The 25,895-nt window shown below is 44.7% G+C and carries 17 protein-coding genes; 12 read left to right on the top strand and 5 right to left on the bottom strand.

Annotated elements, in window-relative coordinates; genetic code table 11:
• The first annotated feature begins 356 nt into the window (after positions 1-356).
• Positions 357-2,678, top strand: a complete 2,322-nt coding sequence (locus H065_RS0107540; RefSeq protein ID WP_017812425.1) for a type IA DNA topoisomerase — start codon at positions 357-359, stop codon at positions 2,676-2,678.
• Positions 2,679-2,835: 157 nt separating this feature from the next.
• Here H065_RS0107540 and H065_RS0107535 read toward each other — a convergent pair whose 3' ends face one another.
• Both H065_RS0107535 and H065_RS0107530 read right to left on the bottom strand, forming a co-directional pair.
• Complete coding sequence (locus H065_RS0107535; RefSeq protein ID WP_017812424.1) at positions 2,836-3,603, bottom strand: HAD family hydrolase; 768 nt, start codon at positions 3,601-3,603, stop codon at positions 2,836-2,838.
• Between the two features lie 12 nt (positions 3,604-3,615).
• On the bottom strand, positions 3,616-4,533 hold the full coding sequence (locus H065_RS0107530; protein WP_017812423.1) for an ArsR/SmtB family transcription factor: 918 nt from the start codon (positions 4,531-4,533) through the stop codon (positions 3,616-3,618).
• Between the two features lie 171 nt (positions 4,534-4,704).
• Between H065_RS0107530 and H065_RS0107525 the strand changes: the two genes are divergently transcribed.
• From H065_RS0107525 to H065_RS27830, 6 genes are all read left to right on the top strand, one after another.
• Positions 4,705-5,994: an MFS transporter gene (locus tag H065_RS0107525; protein ID WP_338010870.1), complete on the top strand. Its 1,290-nt coding sequence runs from the start codon at positions 4,705-4,707 to the stop codon at positions 5,992-5,994.
• 187 nt (positions 5,995-6,181) lie between these two features.
• Positions 6,182-6,907 carry a phosphonate ABC transporter ATP-binding protein gene (locus H065_RS0107520; protein WP_026136091.1) on the top strand — a complete coding sequence of 242 codons (726 nt, stop codon included), beginning with the start codon at positions 6,182-6,184 and terminating at the stop codon, positions 6,905-6,907.
• Positions 6,908-6,957: 50 nt separating this feature from the next.
• Positions 6,958-8,208, top strand: a complete 1,251-nt coding sequence (locus H065_RS25490) for a hypothetical protein (protein ID WP_017812420.1) — start codon at positions 6,958-6,960, stop codon at positions 8,206-8,208.
• Between the two features lie 29 nt (positions 8,209-8,237).
• Positions 8,238-8,936 carry a response regulator transcription factor gene (locus tag H065_RS0107510; RefSeq protein ID WP_017812419.1) on the top strand — a complete coding sequence of 233 codons (699 nt, stop codon included), beginning with the start codon at positions 8,238-8,240 and terminating at the stop codon, positions 8,934-8,936.
• Positions 8,936-10,321 carry a HAMP domain-containing sensor histidine kinase gene (locus tag H065_RS0107505; protein ID WP_017812418.1) on the top strand — a complete coding sequence of 462 codons (1,386 nt, stop codon included), beginning with the start codon at positions 8,936-8,938 and terminating at the stop codon, positions 10,319-10,321. The genes H065_RS0107510 and H065_RS0107505 overlap by 1 nt, the downstream gene beginning before the upstream one ends.
• Before the next feature lie 14 nt (positions 10,322-10,335).
• The gene (locus tag H065_RS27830; RefSeq protein WP_193746762.1) at positions 10,336-11,409 is read left to right on the top strand and encodes a GNAT family N-acetyltransferase; all 1,074 of its coding nucleotides are present in this window, start codon (positions 10,336-10,338) and stop codon (positions 11,407-11,409) included.
• Positions 11,410-11,629: 220 nt separating this feature from the next.
• Here the strand turns inward: H065_RS27830 and H065_RS0107495 are convergent, their stop codons facing one another.
• Positions 11,630-12,841, bottom strand: coding sequence for a glucose-1-phosphate adenylyltransferase (locus H065_RS0107495; protein ID WP_017812416.1), 1,212 nt, complete (start codon positions 12,839-12,841; stop codon positions 11,630-11,632).
• Positions 12,842-13,158: 317 nt separating this feature from the next.
• Here H065_RS0107495 and glgB point away from each other — a divergent pair, with 317 nt between their 5' ends.
• From glgB to H065_RS0107475, 4 genes are all read left to right on the top strand, one after another.
• Complete coding sequence (gene glgB / locus H065_RS0107490) at positions 13,159-15,078, top strand: 1,4-alpha-glucan branching protein GlgB (protein WP_017812415.1); 1,920 nt, start codon at positions 13,159-13,161, stop codon at positions 15,076-15,078.
• Between the two features lie 73 nt (positions 15,079-15,151).
• Positions 15,152-16,582 (top strand): glycogen synthase GlgA, encoded by a 1,431-nt coding sequence (gene glgA, locus H065_RS0107485; RefSeq protein ID WP_017812414.1) that lies wholly within the window; start codon positions 15,152-15,154, stop codon positions 16,580-16,582.
• Between the two features lie 202 nt (positions 16,583-16,784).
• A complete protein-coding gene (locus H065_RS25485; RefSeq protein ID WP_017812413.1) occupies positions 16,785-19,541 on the top strand; it encodes a PAS domain S-box protein in 2,757 nt (918 codons plus the stop codon).
• Positions 19,542-19,838: 297 nt separating this feature from the next.
• Complete coding sequence (locus H065_RS0107475) at positions 19,839-20,816, top strand: ABC transporter substrate-binding protein (protein ID WP_017812412.1); 978 nt, start codon at positions 19,839-19,841, stop codon at positions 20,814-20,816.
• 215 nt (positions 20,817-21,031) lie between these two features.
• Here H065_RS0107475 and H065_RS0107470 read toward each other — a convergent pair whose 3' ends face one another.
• Positions 21,032-22,264 carry an MFS transporter gene (locus H065_RS0107470; protein ID WP_017812411.1) on the bottom strand — a complete coding sequence of 411 codons (1,233 nt, stop codon included), beginning with the start codon at positions 22,262-22,264 and terminating at the stop codon, positions 21,032-21,034.
• 633 nt (positions 22,265-22,897) lie between these two features.
• Entirely contained in the window at positions 22,898-24,040 is a 1,143-nt protein-coding gene (locus H065_RS0107465; RefSeq protein ID WP_017812410.1) for a tyrosine-type recombinase/integrase, read from the bottom strand.
• Between the two features lie 432 nt (positions 24,041-24,472).
• Between H065_RS0107465 and H065_RS0107460 the strand changes: the two genes are divergently transcribed.
• A complete protein-coding gene (locus H065_RS0107460) occupies positions 24,473-25,831 on the top strand; it encodes a S1 family peptidase (RefSeq protein WP_017812409.1) in 1,359 nt (452 codons plus the stop codon).
• Positions 25,832-25,895: the final 64 nt, after the last annotated feature.

Genomic DNA, 25,895 nt, shown 5'->3' with positions numbered 1-25,895 from the left:
AAAAAAGACTGCACCCTCCAGTGCAGTCTTTTTTCCATGCTACAAATGTAATTATTGAAGTGTGCAGAAGGGTCCTTGTTGCTGCCGATTCTTTCATCGAATTCCAAAACACAATATGCTATAATGTGAAGTGAGTAATAGGTACGTGAGAAAGGGGGCTGCACTCCAGAGTGTAGCTCCTTTTTTGCCGAAATACCAATAGATGAGAGTATCGAAAGTTTGAAAAGCTGGGAATGAAGCAATGAGGTAAATCGATAGCTACACAGCAATTAGAGTCTTTAATATCCAGCTCTGGAAGTCACATCGAAGAATGCAACCAACCTTATGGTAGTCCATTCCGGGAAAGGAATGAAAGCATGAAAATTCTAGTCATTGCCGAGAAGCCTGATATGGGCCGTAATATTGCGGCTGTTATTGAACCAAAAGCGCGGAATCAGCGTACGCATCTCGAAGGGGAACAGTATATTATCACCTGGGCGATCGGCCATCTGATCGGATTGGCTGAACCGGATGCCTATGATCCCAAGTATAAAAAATGGAATTTTAGAGATTTGCCGATTATTCCCGACGAATTCAAAATTGTACCGAACCCGCGCACCAAAGATCAGCTCAAGGTAATTGGTGATTTGGCCAAGCGCTGTGACCGCATCGTGAACGCGTGTGATGCCGGGCGGGAGGGACAGCATATTTTTGCGCTGATCCAGCGTCAGCTCAAGCTGCGTCAGCCGGTCAAGCGGCTATGGATCTCCGACCTGACTCCGGAAAGTATACGTAAAGGGTTTGACCAGCTCCGGGATAGCAGCGAGTTTGAGAATCTGACGCGGGCAGCACGGGCGCGCAGCGAAGCGGATTGGCTGATCGGGATGAATGCTTCACGCGCATTTACGACCAAGCACAATAATTTGCTTTCGGTAGGACGTGTACAGACTCCTGTACTGGCGCTGATTTATGATCGGCAAAAGGAAATCGAGGCATTTGATTCCCAGACCTTCTATGAAGTAAGAGCCAGTTTCAAGCAGCATGATAAAACGTATGAAGGGGTATGGCAGGGAGATCGTATCACCGATAAGACCAAAGGCGAAGCTATTGCAGACAAGGTGAAAGGCAAAGAAGGACAAATTACCAAGTACGATATTCGTGAAAGCAAGGAATATCCGTATAAACTGTATGATCTGACTCTGCTTCAGCGGGATGCCAATGCCAAGTTTGGATATTCTGCCAAAAAAACGCTAGACATTGCCCAGGCTCTATACGAGCGTCATAAAGTAATTACTTATCCGCGTACCAATTCCAACTATGTGACCGAGCAGAATATTGACGGTATGCATAAAGTGTTGGGTATGCTCAAGAATACGCCTTATGAAGAACTAGCAGGAGGCGCAGATGGTAAACGGGTACATGTGAACAACAAAGCCGTCTGTAATCCTGGCAAAGTAGAAGATCACCATGCTATTTTGCCGACTCTCAAAAAGCCGGGTACTCTCAGCAAAGAAGAGCAGCAGCTGTACGATCTGATTGTGCGTCGTTTTCTTGCCCAGTTCTATCCACCGGCAGAGTACAAGCATCATACAGTCATGACGGTTGTAGAGCAGGAGACGTTCAAAACGGCAGTTAAAGAATTATTGTTTCTCGGCTGGAAAGTAACACTGCCTGATAAGGATAAAGCCAAAAGCGGCAACAAATCTTCTGCTCGCAAAAACTCTGATAAGGAAGAGGATCAAGAGGAAGAAGTTCAGGAGCCTTTTATTATAGACAGCAAGCTGCCTGTTCTGTGCCGCAAGGTAGATGTAAAGGAAAAAGCGACACAGCCACCCAAAGCGTATACCGAAGGTACACTGCTCAAAGCAATGGAAAGTGCAGGCAAGCAGATCGAAAACGAAGAGCTTCGGGATGCAATGAAAGAATCGGGTCTCGGTACACCTGCTACACGTGCAGCCACCATCGAGCGTCTGAAGCAGGTGGGATATGTTACTGCTAGCGGCAAAAAGATCGAGCTGACGCTCAAAGGGCGTGCTGCGATCGAACTGATTCGCTCTGCTGGCGTCGAGCTGCTCACTTCTCCCGAAATGACGGGACATTGGGAGCGCCGTTTGAACCAGATTTCCCGTGGCGAAGCTGATCCGGATCGCTTTCTGGAAAGTGTCAAAAAGTTCGCTGTGTCTGTTATTGATAAAGTAAGCACACAGCTGCCAGCGGCGGCGGGAGCATTTGGTGATGAAAGCAGCCGTGCCAGAGGTAAAGGCAAATCCGGTGCTGGCAGTTCATCATCACGTGCGCGCACAAAAGCTGCATCAGGCCCGAGCAAGAGTGGTTCAGCACGCAGCAGTAGCAGGGGAGCTTCTCCAGCTGCAGCAACTGCGACTGTAGAGAAGAAAGTATCGCTGGGAGCCGCTGGGGAACATGCTGCACTGGGGAGCTGTCCATGCCATGGATGTGGTGGTGTCATTATCGAAGGTCGCAAAGGATACGGTTGTTCCCATTTCAAGCAAGGCTGCAAATTTGTCATCTGGAAAGAATATGTGGGCAAAAACATTTCAGTTACGATGTTAAAGTCACTGCTTGAAAAAGGAGAAACCCAGGTGCTGTCCTTTAAAAAAGGTGGTCAAACGCATAAAGGAAGAATCAAGCTGGCCGAGAAAGAGACCGGCAAGCTGATGGTTGAAGCAGTACACTCCTGATCTGCCTGATAGTTGGGTGATGATAGGAAGCACAGCCGTCCGAAAAGAAGCCGGATAAGCAGGGTAAGACAGAGAGACCGTGAAGGGGATAACGCGCAGGTCAATAGATGATACTAGCGAATAAATGCGCATGATCCGCAAAAAAACGGACCCGGGATTATCCCGAAGTCCGTTTTTTCTCATGTATGCGCAGGCTCTGATGAATAACATCAGGTACCTCTGTTAATTTGGATACGGTGTGGAACGATTGCTCGCTTCCAGCCTGGAGCTGTATGATATCGTAAGCCCATTCCAGTTCGTGCTTGATATAAATCGTGTTCAGTGATGCCTGCAGAGCAGGCTGTACATCCGAACGCAGAGAGTTGCCGATCATCCAAGTGTCCTGACGAGGCAGCAGATGAGAAGTAATAATCTCTTCCAGTGCGGTCACATTTTTGTGCTGACGGATAAAGACACGGGAGTCAAAATAAGATGTCAGCTTCATCTGATCGATTTTGCGCTGCTGGATAGCATTTTCGCCACCTGTGTACAAATACAGGGTATGTCCGGCCTGCTGAAGCATCTCCAGTGTCTCGACCATGCCGGGATAAGCTTCGACTTCCTTTTCATAGACACTACTGCCGAGTATACGCAGTTGATGCTCTTCCGGTTCGGAGGTTGGGCGATTGTACAATTCGCTGAAATGGCGATAGGTTTCGACCAGAGAACGAGGGAAGTGTTCGCTGGCAAACCCTACTTGGTGCACGCCAGCTACATCAATCTCCATTTGTTTTTGGCGAATGTCCTGCATTTGCAATCCTTCGTCTGCAAACCAGCCGGACAGCAGGCTGATAAATTCATCAAGGATCAGATTAAAATACTTGTTGCAGTAAATCAGCGTATCATCCATATCGAAGATCAGATGCTGGTGCCGAATGTCTTTCATGAAGTTCACTCCTTAAATACGGATATACGATTCCAAAAATAACTGCAGCTCGGACACTCCATCCTGCCGCAGACTGAAGCGGTCAATATCTTCCCGGCCCAGATGGATACGCAGCAGTCCGGCTACACGCAGCATCATCAGATGATGCATCAGTGTCTCCTGTGGCTGCAGCAGATCATGAGCCATCTCCTGCAATGAACGGGGCTCACCGCCAATATAACGCAGCATACGAAGACGTTCCGGGTCCGACAGAGCCCGTGTCAGGCGCAGCAGCATATTGGGAGGATCTTCCTCGCCTTCTTCCGGTACATCGACAGGATACTGGATTAACAGAACACCATCATAAAAGCAGTACGTATTAATCGGCCGGTTATGCACGGTTGGGAACAGAATGACCGTGTGCAGTCCAGGCATAGGAGAGACAACTAGACCACCGGAAGCATATTCGATCAATGCTTCCGGTTCCATCTTATCGAGCAGGCCGATTTTTTCTTCACCGTCTTCTGTAATAAGCGGCATAATCTGGCCTTCAATCTGATGAAAATAATGCTCGTACCACAATTTGAGCAATGGAGCATAACTCCGCTGAATACGAATGCTGTCATTCAGCGATAAGGAAGGCATGATAGGATGAATTTCATCCCACATGCTACTTTCCGAAGTGTGCTCAAGGTGCTCAAGAAAATGCTCCACCGAACGTTCGGGCTGTCGGCAGCTGGCCCAGGCATATAGTGCATCGTAATCATCGAACGGCCAGGAGGAAGCTTCCAGTATCGCGAGGCGTACTCCATGGCTTAATGTATTGTCAATTTCCCGAATCCACTCGGTGCCGAGGTCGATATCCCGTATCCATTTCTTGGTGACATAGACCATGAAACTTCCGAGCAGATCATAAATGGGGGAAACGTCTATTTTCACTTGATAGCTCATGAAACGAGAACCTCCCAGAATATAATCATCAGTCAATGCATTCCTATAACAGGCTTGATTCCTAACTTCCTATTGTGCTTATTATGGCTTGTCTGTGTACGGATTGTCCACTATAATGTTCGGGTGGTCCGAGTGAACAGACATCGTCATATTATATGAAACAGAAGAGGAATTGCAGTTTGTTGCATACTGTTCACTATACCAAATTACAGCATAGATACAGCGTTTTGTAAAATGCTGATACATAAAAATGGAGGAAATATCGTGTCTGACACAACATCATCCAATCGTTCATCTATTTATTCGAACCAGACATCTCATTTTGTGATTCTGATTATTGCAATTATTACAGCAGGACTAAGCCAGGGTATGCTGCTGCCGGTACTGGCTATTTTTCTGGAGAGGATGGGCGTATCATCCACTGTCAATGGACTGAATGCGGCTGCCTTGTATGTTGGTTCCTTTGCCATGACCCTTGCGGCAGAGCGCCTGCTGGGTGTACTGGGATTCAAGAAGCTGATGCTCTGCGGATTACTGCTGGTAGTCATTACCCTGCCGCTGTTTCCGCTGTATCCAAGTATCGCCTTTTGGTTTGTACTGCGTATGCTGGTCGGTATTGGAGACAGTGCTATTCACTATTCGGCACAATTATGGGTATTGATGGCTGCACCTGCCGAAAAGAGAGGACGCAATCTTTCCATTTATGGAATGTCCTACGGAATCGGGTTCAGTATCGGTCCGCTCGGTATCCGGCTGTTGGACTGGGGTATGATGGCTCCATTCCTGATCATGACAATTGTATTTATTATCGTCACTGTACTTGTATGGATAAAGCTTCCTGACGGCAAACCAGCCAAGGAAGAAGGCTCTGAACCGCAAAAAGGACGTTTTGGTCGCAGTTACCGGTGGGCCTGGTATGCATTGATTCCTGCTCTGTTGTACGGTTATATGGAAGCGGCAATGAACAGCAATTTCCCGGTTTATGGACTGCGGATCAGTCTGACCACAGATGCGATTGCTTTCCTGCTTCCTTTTATCGGCATAGGAGGTCTTGTCCTGCAGCTGCCGCTGGGTATGCTGAGCGATCGATTTGGCCGCAAAAAGATATTGATGCTGTCCGGAAGTATTGGCGGGCTGTTGTTTGTACTGGTCCCGCTAGTCGGAACGAATATTTGGATGATGGCGGCCTTGTTCGCTGTAGCCGGTGGTTTGATCGGTTCCTTTTTCTCTCTGGGGCTCGCCTATGCAGCAGATATTCTGCCCAAAATGTATTTGCCTGCAGCCAATGTGCTGGCGTCCTTTCATTTTAACTTCGGCAGTATTGTCGGCCCTGCTGTAGGTGGTAAGGGAATTGAGATGGGATCTGCGTCCAGTCTGTTCTGGGTACTCGGTGGCTGTTATATCCTTTTTGCAGCAATGGGGTTTGTATTCCGTGAAAAGCAAAATAAAATCCAAGCGTAGATGGCATTTATCCGCTTTTTCCCCTAAACTATACAATATGAGCAATAATGTTGCTGATACGAAAGAGAGTTGCTAACAGCTGGCAAACTGCATCATTTACGTATCAGCCGTACGAAGTAATTAAATATCTGAAACCAGCAGATCACGTTGGGATGAATAGTGCAGAAGGGCGGTCGCAGCAATGTCTATGATTCATGTAGATCATCTGACAAAAATAGTCGGAGAAGATAGAACCAGAGTACTCGATGATATCAGCCTGGAAATTCAGCATGGCGAAATGATTGCACTTGTCGGTCCAAGCGGCAGCGGCAAAAGTACACTGCTAAAATGTCTGGCTATGCGGGAACCCTGGTCGGAAGGAAGCTTTCGGGTAGGGGATACCGATATTCTCAAGTCCGGATTCAGTGGTAAACGTAAAATTAGCCGGGAATGGTCTTTTCTGGAGCAGAGCCCCCAGCTTCATCCGGAACGTACAGCACTGAAGACGGTGCTGATCGGTCAGTCGGGGCAGACACCTGTCTGGCGTATGCTCACGGGTATGGTACGTTCTGATGATTATATGGGAGCGATGGATATTCTGGAGACGCTCGGTCTGCTGGATAAAGCGCATCAGAAAGCAGGTACGCTCAGCGGCGGTGAACGGCAACGTGTAGCTATCGCACGTGCGCTCGCCCATGGAGCGAAGGTAGTGCTGGCAGACGAACCAGTTACCGGTCTGGACCCGAAATCCGGCGAAGAAGTGATCAAGACGCTTCGCTCGCTATGTACGAGTGAACGGCTGACGGTTATTGCCGTTATTCCGCTGGAGCTGGCTGAACGTTATGCTACACGCATAATTGGTCTGCAGGAAGGCCGGATTTCCTTTGACATTAATGGAAGAAGGTTAACGAGCGCAGAACGAAGATTGCTATAACCAAAATGGCCTGCAAGCCATAGAGCAGGCCGACGAAGAGAGTGATAATAATGAACCGAATGATATGGATCAGGATGTTGGCGGTAGCCGGCTTGCTATTTTTGCTGAGCGGCTGCAGCTTTAACCCGCTGTCTGATCCAAAGACATTGATTCAGACACCAGAACTTCCCTCGGACAAGCAGACATTGAACAGCGTCATCAGTGCGGAATTGCCTGAGGGAGCCAGTATTCAAAGTCCCAAAAACGGCAATACCAGCCGGATTCAGACCGTGGATCTGGATGGAGATGGAACGAGCGAGACCATTGTTTTCTATCAGACGACCAATGGACGCATTAATGGAATGATCTTCGAACAGTCAGGAGATACATGGGTCAAGCAGCTGGATATCATAGGATCTGGTTTTACACTGGAGAGTGTAGAGATTACAGATGTCACCGGAGATGGGCGACGCAATCTACTGGTCGGTTATTCCAACGATACGGCCAGCAATGATAATACACAAAAGACACTGGATGTCTATGATTATGACAAAGGCAAGCTTACCAAAGAAAACCATATACCTTATTCATATTATGAAACGATTGATATGGATGGGGACGGTATCAATAATCTGACAACAATGACGATGAACAGTAATCCGGATTATGTGGCTGTTACGGTCTATGGGTACGACAATGGATTCAAAAAAATAGATTCTATTGATCTCAATAATATTGTAAGTGCCTATAATGTAGTAGCCGGCAAGGTGGCTCCCGATCAGAATGGTATTATTATGGATCAGGCACTCGGGAAGTCCGGATTCTCGCATTTGTTTATTATGAGAGATGGCAAGTTGGAGGATGTATTCCAACTCAGTCGTCAGGCGACCTGGAAAGACATGCAGATTGTCAGTGAAGATATTAATAATGATGGTATTCTGGAAATTGGCATGGTGGAAATCCCGGCAGGCTGGGAAAACATCGCACCTGTCGAAACTCCTTTGTTCACCAATTATTATCAGTGGACGGGTGGCGGAACTTTAGAAAAGCTGGTTAGTCAGCAGTACCGGGATGAAGATGGTCGTTTTGTGATCAAGATTGCTAGCGACTGGATGCAAAAGATTACATTGGATACCAAATCCAACAAAGATAAAGATCTTCGATTTGTACTAAAAGATACCGGTGAAAAGGTAGCTGAAGTTCGGTTCTTTAGTGAAAATGAATGGAATAATCATAACGGGGATTGGGAAATCATCGCTGAAAACAGAGGACAGGTTATTGCACTCTGGGAAAATGACAAAATCAATATTATTCAAAATTAAGCGCAGGATAAACAGGGAGGAACAGCTGCATGAGCAAAGTGCTAATTATGGAAGACGAAGAGTCTATCCGCAGTTTTATTATTATTAACCTGAAACGTAATGGATTTGAAGTACTGGAAACCGAGAACGGGGAGCAGGCGCTGCATATGCTGGAGACTGTGCCTGATATCGATATTGCACTGCTGGATGTTATGGTGCCGGGTATTGATGGGTTTGAGGTGTGCCGCCGCATTCGTGAGAAGAATGAGCGAATCGGTATTATTTTTCTGACAGCCAAAGTACAAGAGCAGGATAAAGTGTATGCACTATCGGTAGGAGCAGATGATCATGTAAGCAAGCCGTTCAGCCCAACCGAACTGATCGCACGCATTCAGTCTTTGCTGCGCCGCGTCAATGTACAACGTGAATCGGATACCAAGGTATCTTTTGAATCGGGTCCGTTTACTCTGGATCTGATCTCCAAGCAATTCAAGAAAAACGGCAAAATGATCGAGCTGACACCAACCGAATTCTCACTGGTTCAGTTCTTCCTCGAAAAAGAAAATACGCCGCTCAGCCGTGATCTGCTGCTGGATCATGTATGGGGCAAAGACTATATGGGTGATCCCAAAATTGTCGATGTAAATATCAGACGACTTCGCCAGAAAATCGAAAACAATCCGTCCGAGCCTGAATTTTTGCAGACGGTATGGGGACATGGTTATAAATGGAGAGGCCGGGAGTCATAATGATTAAAAAGGGGATGACCCGGCAGATTGTTCTGCATTATTTTCTAGTCGTCTTTCTGACGATTCTTCTGGTCGAAATGGTATTTCTATTTGCTATTCGTACGTATTATTACGATGGGATCTCTAACTACTTGCAATCTTCTTTTGATAATACGAGTGCACCGACCAATTCCAGGGATCTGATCTCTACCTATACACTGGACAAAGCCGAGGTGCAGGTGCTGGATCTCAAAGGGAATGTAATCCAGAACTCTACGCCGTTCCGTCTGGACAAGCCGATTCAGACCGGCGATATTCCACAGGCATTGACAGGCTCTACAGGCCGCTGGATTGGCAAACAGGCCGGAACCGGTGAAGATGTGATGGCAGTCACGCGGATGATTCAGATTAATGGAGACAAGTCCTATCTGGTTCGTTATGTGACTTCCCTGGAGCTGGTCAATCAAAAGCTGTTATACATCACGCTTGTATCTACAGGTATCGGCATTATCATATTGATCATCGTACTGATTGTCAGTGTGGGTCTGGCCAATTCGATCGTTAAACCAATTAATAATATTATCAACGTATCTACCCTGATGGCGAAGGGAGACTTTAATGTCAGGATCAAGGGGAATTATCCCCACGAAATCGGTGACCTGGCGTCTACGCTGAATTATATGGCAGATGAGATTGTACAAAGTAATCAGGTAAAAGATGATTTTATATCTTCGATCTCTCATGAACTTCGTACTCCGCTAACAGGAATCAAAGGTTGGAGCGAGACCCTGGTTTCCGGCGGATTCGATCCGGAAGAGACCAAGCTCGGAATGAGTATTATCTCCAAAGAGACCGACCGTCTGATCGGACTCGTCGAAGAAATGCTGGACTTTTCCAAGCTGCAGCAAAATCAAATGAAGCTGGTAATGGGCGAAGTCAATATGAAAGAACTGCTGCAGGAGACTATGCTGAATGTATGGGCCAAAGCCGAGCAAAAACATATCAGTCTGAGCCTGCAGCCAGGTGAACGTCCATTTCTTGTCTATGCCGATGGCAACCGTCTAAAACAGGTCTTCCTGAATCTGGTCGATAATGCAATCAAATTCTCACCGGATGGATCTATTATTGCTCTGATGATTACCGAAATAGCACCTGATAAGGTACGTATTTCAGTCAAGGATCCCGGCATCGGGATCAGCCCGGAATTTATGGAAAAAGTAAAAGATCGATTTTTCCAGGTGAATCCGAATCAAGGGGGAACTGGACTGGGACTGGCTATTACCCAGCAGATCGTCAAGCTGCACCAGGGCGAAATGCATATCGAAAGTGAACTCGATCAGGGAACAACGGTCAGTGTGGATCTCCCATTGCTGGATCATACGCAGCAATCCGGACCTTTGACATAGTACAGGGAGGCGGAATGATGAATCTGTCAGCAACCAGAGAAGCTGTCCATATTCGCAGAGCAGAGCTGGATGAGCAGGAGCGTGTTAGACATTTTCTGATCGAAGCAGCAGACTGGATGGAAGCAAGAGGGATTGGGCAGTGGAGAAGAGAACAGTTTACAACAAAGCTGATTCACAGCTATTTTGTAGAGCGTGAAGTCTATATGGCGGAAGTGGCAGGAGAGCCTGCAGGCATGTTCACCCTGCAAAAGGGAGATGCTGATTACTGGCAGCATTTAAACGATGAGCAGTATGTGTATTTGCACCGATTGACTGTATCGTCACGCTTCCGTTCTATTGGACTGGGACCTGCGATGTTGAGATGGGCGGAGCAGTATGCAGAGCGTCAGGGAAGCAAAGGGCTGCGCCTGGATTGCATGGCGGATCTACTACCATTGAACCGATTTTATCAACAGCATAATTTCCGCTATATGGGCACGCATAACGTTAATGGTAAGCTGGCCAATTTGTATGAGAAACTGCCGCCTGCCCGTGACCATGAGATCCGGCTGCAGTATTTTACAGCTAATGATTATGAACAGTTGATACACTGGTCAGGTGATGCCGAATTTCTGATGCAGTGGAGTGGTCCGCAGTGGCATCATCCCCTGAAGATAGCTGATTTGGATGCTTATCTACAGGATGCCAATCATCCGCTGTATTCAGATCGACTGATCTATACAGCTATCGACCGCACCAATAATCGGACAGTAGGACATATTGCGTTGACCCGTATGGATCGGGAACATCGTTCAGCTCGTCTATCCCGTGTACTGGTAGGGGATCATGAAGCAAGAGGAAAAGGTTATGGTCGCCAGATGATCCAGGAAGCGCTACGAATCGGATTTGATACCCTGGGGATGCATCGTATAACGCTGGGAGTACTGGATTATAATACGCAGGCCAAATCCCTGTATGAATCGATTGGGTTTCAGCAGGATGGCTTGATGCGTGATGCATTGTATCAAAATAACCAATATTATAATCTATGTGAGATGAGTATGCTGGAAGAAGAATGGCATACGAGTCGTCCTGCCAAGATATTATAACGACAGGATTAGATCGTACAGAACATGTATACATTCTAGGGTAAAGAATAACTGGAGTATGAGGATAGAATAGATTATTATAATGTACTCTATACACCCAGTTGTGAGAGTTATAACGGTTTGTATACCTTGCACATAGCATACAAAAAAGGCGGAGCATATGCTCCGCCTTTTTGCTTTATATTTCGTTCAATGTTGTTGTATGAGTGGATGCCAGCTATTAAGAAGAAATACCGCCAGCACGTACGCGTCCGGATTTGTCATATACTTCTTTGAGCAGCATAGCAGGCTGGGTACGAACAGATGGTTTTGCATATACTGTTTCGTAAGGAGCTACTACTTTGATCTCGTCCTTGGTACCCTGAACGATTGCGTTATCTTTGATCACTGCACCTTCGGCGATAATTGCATATTCGATATGCGCATTTTTGCCGATAAATGCACCTGGCATGATAACACTCTCGATCACTTCAGCTTGTTTGCTGATCGTGGAATCGTTAAATACAACTGAACGCTGTACACTACCTTCCAGAACCGCTTTACTGCTGATCATGGAGCAATCAGGAGCGTCAACATTTTGAACATCAGGAGCGATCTCCAGATCGGCTGAGAACATTGGCCAGTCTGTTCTTTTCAGTTCAAACTGCTTGCTGTGCTCCAGGATATCCATATGAGCTTCCCACAGACTGTTGATTGTACCTACATCTCTCCAATAGCCGAGGAATTCGTAAGCAACCACTTTCTCGCCATCTGCCAGCATTTGTGGAATGATGTCTTTACCAAAGTCATGATTGGAGTTCGCTTTGGCAGCATCCGCAACAAGATGCTGTCTCAGGTACTGCCAATCAAACACATAAATTCCCATGGAAGCCAGATTACTTTCCGGATCAGCCGGTTTCTCGGAGAATTTGGTAATCATCATGCTATCGTCCACGCTCATTACACCAAAGCGGCTCGCTTCTTCCCATGGTACTTCCACCACGGAGATGGTTGCTTTGGCATTATTGTCTTTGTGGGACTGCAGCATTTCAGTGTAGTCCATATGGTAAATATGATCGCCGGATAGAACCAGAATGTTTTCCGGATTCAAGGCATCAATATATTCCAGGTTTTTGTAAATGGCATCCGCTGTGCCCATATATTCGCCTGTTGTCTCGGAAGACAGCAGGGTAATGTTCATTTTTATTGCATCTGTGGACCAGGAATCTCCTTGACCAATATGATCGTGCAACGATTCCGCCTCATATTGAGTCAGTACACCCACGGTATCAATTCCGGAATTCACACAGTTGCTAAGAGGAAAATCGATAATTTTGTAGTCTCCGCCGAATGGTACGGCAGGCTTCGCAACAATGGACGTCAGAGGTGCTAATCTACGTCCTTCACCTCCGGCCAGCAACATAGCGACGCATTCTTTGTTTGTATTTTTCATGTCGTTTTCCCTCCCATTTTCATGACAACGCTCAGTTGACAATGTATTAGTTTTATAAACCTGTGACATAGCCCTTGAAACAACAGGATTGTAAAATATTATCAATGCCGAAATTCTGTTCCCCTGTTTTGAGCCATTCTGTTCCCCTGTTTTGAGCCATTCTGTTCCCCTGTTTTGAGCCATAAGATGAAGAAACATAATTTACAGTGACTGCCTATTTTCAATCATGCTAAAATGGGGTAATAATCAAGGTTAAAAGCTTATAGCCTTATCGGCAGCAAGCTTCGGCGGTGTTTACTACTAGTGGAGGTGATATTTTGGTACAAAAATATACGGAATATAAATTACCTACTGCAGACGAAATTTACCTTTTTCATGAGGGAACCAACTATCATACGTATCGTCAATTTGGCTCTCATTTAACATCCGAAGAAGGGCAGAAAGGTGTAAGATTTACAGTATGGGCTCCTCATGCTCAGCAGGTGAGTGTGGCAGGGGACTGGAATAACTGGAATGCCGAGGAATATCCTTTACATAAATTGGATCAATCGGGGGTATGGAGCGGATTTGTCTCCGGGATCTTCGAGGGAACTATATACAAATACGTAATTACTTCACCAAGTGGCGAAGTCTTCTTCAAAGCGGATCCTTATGCAGTTCATGCCGAAGTGCGTCCGGCTACAGCTTCGGTCGTTAAGTCGCTCGAAGGCTACAAATGGAAAGACGCCGCCTGGAAGCGCAAGCGTCGCCTTCCTTATCAGCGGCCCCTCAATATTTACGAAATGCATTTTGGCACATGGCGTCAAAAAGAAGATGGCAGTTTGTACAGCTATACAGAGCTGGCCGAACTGCTGGTGCCTTATCTGGTGGATATGGGATATACGCATGTGGAGCTGATGCCGCTCACCGAGCATCCTTATGATCTATCCTGGGGATATCAGAGTACAGGATACTTTGCGCCAACCAGCCGTTTTGGTACGCCGCAGGAGTTGATGTATTTTGTGGACACCTGTCATCAGGCTGGGATCGGCGTATTGCTGGACTGGGTACCGGGACATTTTACCAAGGATGCACATGGTCTGCGTATGTTTGATGGTACGCCTCTGTATGAATATGCCGATCCCGACCGGGCAGAAAAGCACGGATGGGGGACATTATCCTTTGACTTTGGTAAACCGGAAGTTCGCAGCTTCTTGATCTCCAGTGCACTATACTGGATGGACGTATATCATTTTGACGGATTGCGGGTAGATGCAGTGACCAGTATGATCCGGCTTGATTTTGAACGCGAAGGCGGAGGCTGGAAGCCCAATCAGCACGGCGGTGTGGAAAATCTGGAGGCGATCTCTTTTTTACAGCAGTTGAACAAGACGATTTTCCAGTATCATCCGTATGCACTGATGATGGCAGAAGAATCAAGCGCATGGCCAGGCGTAACCAAACCTGCACATGAAAATGGTCTTGGATTTAACTATAAATGGAATATGGGCTGGATGAATGATACGCTGGACTATGTAGAAGCTTCGTTTGAAGCCAGACCTTCCAAGCATAATCGGCTGACTTTCCCACTCGTCTATGGTTATTCGGAGAATTTCACACTGCCGTTATCGCATGACGAAGTGGTTCACGGCAAAAAGTCGCTTCTGGACAAAATGCCGGGTACCTATGAACAAAAATTTGCCGGTCTTCGCCTGCTGCTCGCTTATCAGATGACGCATCCCGGCAAAAAGCTGTTGTTTATGGGCGGTGAATTCGGTCAGTTTATCGAGTGGAAAGATCAGGATCAGCTGGATTGGCTGCTGCTGGATTATGAAATGCATCAAAAAGCACAAAATTATACCCGCGAGCTTAATCAGTTGTATCTGAATTCACCTGCACTTTGGGAACGTGATCACGACTGGGAAGGGTATGAGTGGTTAAATGCAGATGATGCGCAAAATAGTGTGATTACCTATATGCGCAAAGGCAAAAAACCTTCGGACACGCTGCTGATTGCTATCAACTTCCAGCCGGTACCACGTGTCAATTATCGTATAGGCGTTCCCAAATCCGGAACCTATACGGAAATATGGAACAGTGATGAACCCAGATTCGGTGGAACAGGTGGTAGAACGATCCAGACAGCTCCCTCCGAGAAAATCGAGTGGAATGGCCAGGAGAATAGTATTATGCTGAATCTGCCGCCACTTAGTGCAATTATCATCAAACGGAGTACAGCCAGACGCAAAAAGGTCTGATTATTCCGTATTATTCCCGCTCTACTATACCTTTTTACCATACAGACCAATTTAAGTTAGGGAGGATATAAGGATGAATATTTTATTTGCAGCAGCCGAGGCCAACCCTTTTATCAAAACAGGAGGTCTGGCTGATGTTATTGGAGCTCTGCCTACAGCTCTGAAAAAGGAAAAATGCGATGTCCGCGTTGTGATGCCCAATTACAAAAGTATCAGTGAATCCGTACGTAACCAGGCCACACTGGTAACTGTGATTCAGGTACAAATTGGCTGGCGCAGTCAGTACTGCGGCATCAAGCAGTTCAAGCAGGATGGAATCACTTTCTATCTTCTGGACAATGAATATTATTTCGGACGTGACGGTGTATATGGCTATGGAGATGATGCAGAACGGTTTGCTTTCTTTAGTAGAGCGGTTCTGGATATTCTGCCGGCCATAGATTTCCAGCCTGATATTATTCATTCGCATGACTGGCACACAGGCATGATCCCGCTGCTGCTTAAAGCCCAGTATCAATCGGTTCCTTTCTACTCGAATATACGTACTGTATTTACTATTCATAATCTGCTTTACCAGGGAACATTCCCATACTCCGTATTATGGTCCCTGTTTGGTCTGGATGATCGTTATTTCCATGCTGAAGGAGTAGAATATTACGGCAATGTAAGTTACATGAAGGCAGGTATTGTATTTGCTGACAGGGTAACTACAGTAAGCCCTACATATGCGGAAGAGATCAAAATGCCATACTACGGTTATGGTCTGGATGGTCTGCTTCGCTCACTGGGTGGCAAGCTGCGTGGTATTGTAAACGGCATAGATACCAAAAGCTATAATCCCGCTACTGATCCTTATTTGTCTTCCCATTACCGCAGCGGCACCAGCAAACGACTGGAAAATAAAAAGGCATTGCAGGAAGAACTCGGACTTCCGGTTGATCCAAAGATACCGGTTATTTCCATGGTCACTCGTCTGGTCGAATCCAAAGGACTGGATCTGATCACCCGTGTACTGGATGAACTGTTGTATTATGATAATGTGCAGTTTGTACTGTTGGGTACAGGAGAGTCGGCTTATGAAGACTGGTTCCGTGAAGCGGTATATCGTCATCCAAGCAATCTGGGAGCGGAAATCCGCTTCAGTGAAGGGGTGGCACGCCGAATGTATGCAGGTAGCGACATGTTCCTGATGCCATCCAAGTTCGAACCATGCGGCATTAGCCAGCTGCTCGCTCTGCGTTATGGCAGTATTCCAATCGTACGTGAAACCGGTGGATTGAATGATACGGTGCATTCTTATAATGAAATAACAGGAGAAGGTACAGGTTTTACTTTCAATTCCTATAATGCACATGATATGCTATATACGATCCGTCGTGCGCTTTCCTTTTATCATCAGCCTAAGCATTGGAAGCAGGTTATGAAAAATGCAATGGGTGGAGATTACAGCTGGCAGACTTCTGCCAGAGAATATATGGATGTCTACCGTGAAGCGCAGCAGTAAGCTGGCGTATTCACCGGATCATGCTCATTTCAACTGCATATACTAATTATTCATAATATGGCTATTTTATTGAACAAGACGACATACGGCTGTTTTTCTACAATGATTCATATGTAGGAAGCAGCCGTGTTGTTGTATATGCGATCGGAAGACACGACAGTCAAGCAGTGATTTGCCCATCAAGAGGGAGAGTATATAGAGGATGAATGAAGTAACAATTAGCAGTCAAGAATACGCAGAGCTTCGACAGATCAAGCATCATTACCAAAGTATTATGAATTACACCAGTGACCTCATCAGTCGTCATTCATTGGACGAGCGTTCCGCCTATCTGGACGTTTCTCCTTCATGTGTAGAATTAATGGGCTATAGACCGGATGAACTGCTCGGAACCAGCGGTTTTTCCTATGTGCATCCGGATGATGTGGAGCAGCTCGTCAATCAGATTAAATCCGAGCTGATCGATAGTCACTCGGTGACAGTTGTATATCGTAATCTGCGCAAAGACGGCTCCTATTTCTGGGCAGAAGCCATTTGCCGTCTGGTCAAAGATATCGATGGTAATGAAATTGAACTGCTGGCCATTATTCGGGATATCAGCATACGCAAAGAAATGGAAGAACAGCTGCAGGATCGGGAAAGACAGCTGCTGCTGCTGACCAATCATACGACCGACTTTTTATCCCAGCACAAAGCAGACTATGGAGCGACTTATGTATATGCTTCACCGGCATGTGAGCCTTTATTTGGCTACACAGTAGAAGAAGTGATGGGTACCGATGGATTGAGTTATATTCATCCCGATGATCTGCCCCATGTACGGGATTATCTGGAGAATATCGGTCACGGCAAGCTGACGAATGCATCCGATGCAGTCAGTTACCGTTACCTTCTCAAAAGTGGATCTTATATCTGGGTCGAGAGCACCTGCAGATATATCTATAATGAGCAGGGAGAACGGGAATATATTATTGGTGTCACCCGGAATATTCATGAAAGACGGGAACAGGCACGCAGGCTGAAAGAAAGCGAAAGCCGATACAAGTCCCTGTTCGAATTCAATCCGCTGGGTATACATGCACTGAGTCTGGAAGGGTATTATTTATCGGCAAATGCCAGCTTTCAGCGGATGCTTGGATATACAGAGGAAGAACTGAAACGCAGTTCATTTGAATCGATCGTCTATGCCGAAGATCTGGAATGGACCAAGTCCAATTTTGAAAAGGCCAAGCAGGGACAGACACGGCTGTACGAACTGCGAACCATTCACAAAGATGGACATCTCGTTGATGTCGAAGTAACCAATGTTCCTATCTATGTAGGCGATGAGCTGGTCGGTGTCTATGCGATCGTTCAGGATATCACCGAAAGCAAAAAGAATCTGGGCAAAATCTACAAATTGAGCAATGAACAAAAGCTGATTCTGGGTTCGGTGTCCGAAGGGATATTCGGTATCGATCTGGCTGGACAGACTACGTTTGTCAACCCGGCAGCAGTGAAAATGTTCGGTTACGAAGAAGGGGAGATGCTGGGGCTCAAGTTGCTGCATCATATGGAGCAGAGCGAACCGGACGGTAGTCCCAATCTGTCTGGGAGCACGCCTATACTGGATGCGCTGCTGCAGGGAGAGACTCGCCAGCGTGACGAAGCGGTACTCTGGCGCAAAGACAATACCAGCTTTCTCGCTTCCTATCAGGTAACACCGATCATTGATCATGGTAAGCGTATAGGAGCAGTAGTAGTGATCCGTGACCGAACCGAAGAGAACAAGATTATTCAGGCACGGGAAGTAGCAGAACAGGCGGATCGTGCCAAGTCCGAATTCCTGGCCATTATCAGTCATGAGCTTCGCACGCCGATGAATGGCATGATCGGTATGATGGATCTGCTTCGTGATACTCTGGAAACAACAGAGCAGCAGGAATATGCAGATATTGTAATGAATAGCAGCAATGCACTGCTGAAAATAGTCAATGAACTGCTTGATTTCAGCAAAATCGAAGCCGGGCGGATGGAGCTCGAATATGAACCTGTTCATCTGCAGGAGCTATTGGAACAGATTACTGAATTATTCGAAAAGCCTGCCTTGGACAAACAAATCACCCTGAATACAAGAGTGGATCCTACACTGCCTGAATCTATTATTAGCGATGGCAACCGTCTGCGCCAGGTGCTGATCAATCTGGTCGGGAATGCGGTCAAATTCACTGATGTAGGTGGTGTGATGCTGTCAGTACAGAGAAAGCCGCACCCCGACTGCAGTCTGATTATGATCGAATTTGTTGTTCAGGATACCGGCATGGGCATCCCTATCGATCAGCAGGCCAAGCTGTTCCAGCCTTTTTCGCAGATTGGTACAGCGAGGCATGGGGGCACCGGACTCGGTCTATCGATTTGCAAAAAAATTATTGAACTGATGGGCGGAGACGTTCAGATGGAGAGCCAGGAAGGACAAGGTTCTATCTTCTCTTTTACACTAATGCTGAATGTAGAAGATTATACAGGACTTAGCACGACGCTCCCTGAACAATTGCCGGCAGAAGAGCAGGATAAAGGAACCTATGGAGCACTTCGTATCCTGATTGCTGAAGATCATCTGATCAATCAAAAGCTGCTGCGTACCATTCTGACCAAAAAAGGCTACCAGCCAGATCTAGTCTATAACGGTCAGGAAGCGATTACTGCAGTCAGCCAGGAGAACTATGATCTCATCTTCATGGACGTGAATATGCCTCATATGGATGGTCTTCAGGCGACACGTCATATTCGCCGCATGGATGAACTGAATCACCAGCCTATTATTATTGCAGTAACCGCTTTTGCCCGCAAAGAAGAGCGTCAGCTCTGTATCGAAAGCGGCATGGAAGATTTTATTCCAAAACCGCTGCGGATCAGTGATGTGGAACACAGCCTGGAGCGCTGGTCCAAAGTAGTCCATCAGCGCAAGGTGAGAGTGTAAGGATTCTGCTTCAAATTATTTGAATAGATAGGATTAAGGTGATTGAGTGATAGATGCAGAGCTCTATTACTGGAAAGAAGGATGTCTGGTACCTTTACAGACATCCTTTATTTATATTGCGAAACGATAAATCAAACGAATGATATATCGAACAATAGCATATAACTGTAAAAGTAACAAAACAAAAAGTTGTTGGGATGAAGGTTTACTTTAAAGCGATAAACCACTATACTATAAAAGTTGATAATAATTATCATTATCATCTAATCAAGTCTACATATGAAGGAGAATTACATTATGAAAATGCATCAATGGATCAAAAGTCTGCTCGTTGCAGGCACATGCACAGCTATTCTTGCTGGTTGTGGAAATACTGCACAAAGTACAGAAACTTCACCAAACAGCGGATATTCTGCTGCTCCGGCAGCATCCGCGATTACAATAGAGCATGATATGGGCAGCACTACACTCCAGGTTCCTGCCAAAAATGTAGTCGCTCTGGAATGGTCTTTTGCCGATGATTTGCTGGCACTGGGGATTACGCCAGTAGGTATTGCCGACGATAACAAACCGGAAGCGATGAACAAGCTGGCCGGCAAATCGATTGAGTATATGCCGATGGGTGAACGGGAGACGCCAGACCTGGAGAAAATTGCTGGTGTAGCACCTGACTTGATTATTGCAGATACCGACCGTCATTCCAAAATCAAGCAGCAGCTCGATCAGATTGCTCCTACAATCGTATTGAACAGCCGCAAAGGATCATACAAAGACAGCCTGAAGGATTTTGAAGTGATTGCCAAAGCTGTAGGCAAAGAAGACGAAGCCAAACAGCGTCTGCAACAGCATGACCAGATTATGGCTGGTCTCAAAAAACAGGCCGATACCCTCAAAGAAAAAAGAGTGCTGATTGGTGTGGCGCGCAAAGATGGATTCAATGCTCATACGACCGCATCTTATGCCGGCGCTGTTTTGCAGGATCTTGGTTTTGATAACGTGGTGAAGGGGACAAGCGCTGACCCGTATCCGGATACCAATCTGGAGACCATTACTTCACTTGACCCAGATATTATCTTTATCGCTACAGACGACTCCGAAGCGATTACGAATGAGTGGAAAAAACTGCCGGTATGGAACAACCTCAAAGCTGTCAAAAACAATCAGGTGTATATGGTAGACCGCGATATCTGGACCCGTTTCCGCGGAATTACACCTGCTGAGAAGATCGGACAAAATGCGATAGACCTGCTTACCGGCAAAACACAGTCCAAGTAAATAGGATGTATAGGTACTTCTCATAGCAGAGATGGGATCATTTTATATAAAAAGTGCGCAGTTACCTGTTCAACAGGCTACGGCGCACTTTTTATGTATAGAGAGTGGTGCTGCTTCATTATTAAGAATTAGATTATCATTCTTATACTTGGCATACTTGGCATACTTGGCATACTTGGCATACTTGGGTCAGACTTATCAATGTTAGCCGGCTCTTATAGCGCATTTTGCATATTGCGGTTCTGGTAGCGCATAATTAATAGATATGCTGCTCCAAAAGCAAGAATAATTAGCCAAACCGGAATACGCGGATCAAACGTATATGCCCAGCCGCCAATAATACCTGCAGGTGAAGTGATCAGCAGAATCAGCACAGATAGCATCGAGAAAATCTTGGCTCGTTTTTCATCATTGATGGCATTGGCGACAGCAGCTTCCAGATAAGGAGAACTGATCATCATGCCGACAGCAGCTATTACGGTACTGGCAGCAATCCATCCCAGATTCGTAATCGGCCCGATCACCAGCATCAGATTGGACAATACCGACAGCAGGAATCCGGCCATCATGGACTTGTAAATAGCCTGTTCCGGAATACGCGGTGTAAGCAGCCAGAGTACCAGCAGCATCACGACTGAAGACACTGCAGGCACAAGCGAGATCAGATCGCTGTCTACATTGAGATAATCGGCCATGTAGAGTGAGAGATACGTTGTCTTGAGCGTAGTCTGAAAGTTAAACAATACATAGACGCTGAAGATTAGTAGCAGCGTTTTGCTGGCGGTGATCTCCTTGATCGCTCCCGCGTAATCAATCAGGCTTTTGCTTAAGCCCAGTTCACGGGTTTCTTTCATTTTACGGTAGCCCATCTCAGTCTCCCGGGTAGTCAGATGACGGCCAACAAATTGGAATGTCATAAGTAGGAATGCGAGCGCATACATAATTCTCGTACCGGGTACCAGGCCATAGGCGTATACCAGCAGACCACCCAGTGGAGCAAACAAACCGCCAATCACACTAATAATCTGCAGCAGGGTAAAGACATATGTACGATCTGTGGGCTTCGTATCTTCAACGACCAGACAATAAAAAGCAGTGGAAGGCACACGCTGAAACCCGTTCACCAGTGCAGCGGCAACGAAAAACCAGACATTTTGCGAGACTGCCCATAAAATAGCAGCGAGGCTCCAGCTTAATAGATCAAAATACAATACGGCCTTTTTACGACCCATCCGATCGGTCAGATAACCGCTGATAAAAGACGAGAATACCTGTACAATCAGACTGAGTGTCGTAATCCAACCAATAGCCGTCTCGCTTACACCAAGTTCATACATGTACAAGGTAGCATAGGTCATAACCATGCTGTAGGGAATCAGAAAAAAGGGTTCAAAAGCAAGGCAGCCGCGGCTATTGCCTTGAAGTCGGGGGAACCAGGTGCGTGCCATAATGTGTGTAATCCTCCGTTGGGTAGTGGGATGATAAAGCGGATAAGGGTTTTTCGATGAATCAATGTATACAAGATTAGAATAATGTTGCCCACGAATAGATGAATGAACATAACCTTACTAAGGTGTTGCAAAGAGCTGATTTGAGCGGCGTGCCGATTTCGTGCCAACCAAGATTATAAAGAAATATAATCCGTAACACATTGTTGTTCATTTTCTTTGGTTTTAATGATTGTTAGATATGTATAGTGTTATTTTCACTTTGTTTTAACTGATGATAGAATCATCTGTTTTTATTAAGATAGATTAAGCCAGCCACCTCCTATATTCAGAGTTATTATGCTTGATTTTAGCACAATTATAGGGTTTATCAATGTATAGCAGCTATAATTTACCCGCTTTTCTTAATGGATGTTATAAAGTGCGGAATAACCGAAGAAGCAATTATTTGAAAGGATTTTGTATAAGTCTAAACTGCAGCCATAATGAATAATCTTATAAGACCTTGAGTTTGAGAATCCTCAAGGTCTTTCTTTTACTCTCTTGTATAGTGCATAACGTCTTTAGAATACTCTCTTCTTTATTTTATACAGATTAAAAAAATGCTAAAAATAGTAATGGATTAAACCTATCTTAATCGTATGCTAACGAAGCAACATATGTAATGATAGGATATGCATAGCGAAACGAGCAAATTACGATTTTTTTCGTGATCGATAGGTACGTATCGGTAGTTGTTTTAATGGTTCGATGACCTAGTCGACGGGATACATAAAGTAAGCTTGCGCCAGATTCTAATAACAAGACTGCATGAGTATGTCTAAAGCCATGCGTTCCTTTATATTCTACGCCCACTTGTTTGCAATAAGACTCAAATGCTTCTCGAACAACCAAAGGCATTAAATATTGGCCCCATCCATTTTGGAATATTAAGTTATCTCCATGTGGGTTTAAGACGATCTTCTTTTGGATTTCTTTAAATTGTTCTAAATAGTAAAGCAAGTCATCGTCTAGTTGAATGGTACGATACGAAGAATAACTTTTCAGTGACGTAATTGTGAGCAGATTGTTTTTATCCCGGTTCGTTTGGCGCTCAATGGTCAATCGATTGCAAGATAGATCATCCCAGCACAAAGCAAGCGCTTCACTGATCCGCAAGCCGCTACGACTTAAAAATAACATCAGAGTGTAGTACAGCGGATAATTTTTGAAGCGTTTGGGTTTATACTGCTTCATGAACTCTAAAAGCTGATGAAGTTCATTATAGGTAAAGTATTTCACTTTTCGATTCGAATCGACGGCATCCTTGATCGGAACACGCAGACGATCTGCCGGATTCTTTTCTAAAATTTCCAAATCATGAATACAGAAATGAAAAATGCTTTTTAGCGTACCGAGGTATTTGTCACACGTTTTAGAGGCATATCCTTGATCAACGCAATCTTGTATCCATTCTTTCACATCTAATCGACAAATTTTGGATAATTTCATATTACCAAATCGAGGTAAGATATGAAGTCGCGATGTGACTTCTAGCTGTTCTGCACTAGAGTATTTTAATTCGTTTTGTTTGTGGCGAAACCATGAATCGACCATTTCTTCAAACAAGAGATGAGGTTGATTGAGAATATGTCCATAGTAAATTCGCTCTTCTACCCGATGGGCTTCGATTTCTGCTTCTTTTTTGGAACGAAACGTTCCAATACTCTGTTCTTTGCCATCGCGAGAAACGCGTGCTTGCCATTTACAACTCGGAAGTTTATGAAAGGTCGCCATAGATCATCATCCTTTTACGATGTGATGATCAGGGATGTGAATCACCCGATGGCTCCCAGTGTTATTAAATCCATCTTCATATCTGCTTGTGATTATATTTAAAATAATATCTTCGTTATATCGTTCTTAAGATATAGAGTTTTTGGAATAGTAACAAGCAGAAGGGGCAGCGTGAAACGATAACGTGTTGTTGGGAACTTTTGTTCTTGATTTTAGCATGTGTCTGTTGAGTTCTCAATCTGTTGATAAGCAATTTTACAGGCTAAAATGATGAATATGGTTTTCCATTATTCTTAATTACAAATATCAGCTTTATTCAATGTAAACAATTTTTTCATATCATTAATATATTTAAATACTTACATAATTTTCTTTATTTTGATAATAATGTAAAATTTAGTTTGAATACAAATTACCATTAGGAGGAGTATCATGCAGAAAATGATTATAAGGAATTTGCTTTATATTTCGTTATTATCTTTGATGTTTGCTTTCCCAGCCATTATTCATGCTCAAGAATCTCAAAGTTTGGAATCTGAACAGCTACACCAGGCGATTGAGCAAAGAAAACAATATGGCTTACCTGATACTAAGGCCTCGATTTTAAAAACAAGTAATGAGATGAGGATTTCAAACAAATACGGAATCTATTTGTCTCCACTTGAAGAACAAGAACTTACTGCTAGGTTTGAAGCACAAGATCTTACAATCCCGGAAATCAGAAAGTATATTGATTCAAATCCCAGTTTGAAAAATGATTTTGTAGGAATATATATTGATCAGAAAGACAACGGGAAAATACATGTAGGATTTAAAAATACTTCATCTGCTGTATCTTTAAGATCAAATCAAGGTAACGTAATCAAAGATTTAGAAAGAGTTGCAGATGACAGTATACCCATTTCGGTATATCAAGCTACATATACAGAAGAAGAATTAAATAAATTAACAAATATTGTTTCTGATCATATTAATGAATTGACACCTATTGCTAATGTGAAATATGTTAGTTTAGATTTTGTTGATCAACATATCGCGATCGGTCTTTTAGATACAGCAGATAAAATTTCAGCTTTACAAAATGAACTAGAGTCTATAACAGGTTACGACAAATCAGTATTCAGCTTTGATCTTTTAGATGACTCTTACAAAACAGAGGATCTTGCACGAACCAGTACGATTAGGCCTTTACAGGGTGGAATCACTTTAGGTAGGGAAGCATCCACTAGCGGAGAATGTTCTTTAGGATATTCAGCTATTGACTCTAATTCAAATCCTTATGTTATTACTGCAGGCCATTGTTGGTATGGTGAAAATATCGGCATTTATCAAGGTGGGAGTTATATAGGCACACGTAGTAATATATCCCATTATGGTAATGATGCAGATGCTGTAGCCATTCGAGTTAGTTCGAATACTCTTTTAAGCAACTATGTCTATAATGAAGTATTTACTCTTACTGGAGTAGAGACACCTGATAATGATGTTATTGGTCAAACTGTATGTATGTCAGGTAGAAACCGTGGAGAATCCAGTTCATGTGGACCGCTACAAAGTAAAAATAGTAGTATGTTTTGGAATAATCCCAATATTGGTGAAGTTTGGTTCAATAATTTAAGATTAGCTTCTTACAATAGTACTGGTGGAGATAGTGGGGGAACGGTTTTTCATCGTAACACGCTTATGGGAGTAAATAAAGGAAGATTTGAAACTGGTGGAAATTATTATGGAGTGTATAGTCATGTAGGTAATGTAACAAAGAGATTAGGGTTAACGCCTAAAACATGGTAGTATCCTGCAACTTATTTGAAATTATTCCGTCTAAAGATATATGGAATTATTTTACAAATAAGAG

The sequence above is a fragment of the Paenibacillus shenyangensis genome (assembly GCF_000346635.1).
Taxonomy (GTDB): domain Bacteria; phylum Bacillota; class Bacilli; order Paenibacillales; family Paenibacillaceae; genus Saccharibacillus; species Saccharibacillus dauci.
This window is presented reverse-complemented; position numbering and strand designations above follow the sequence as displayed.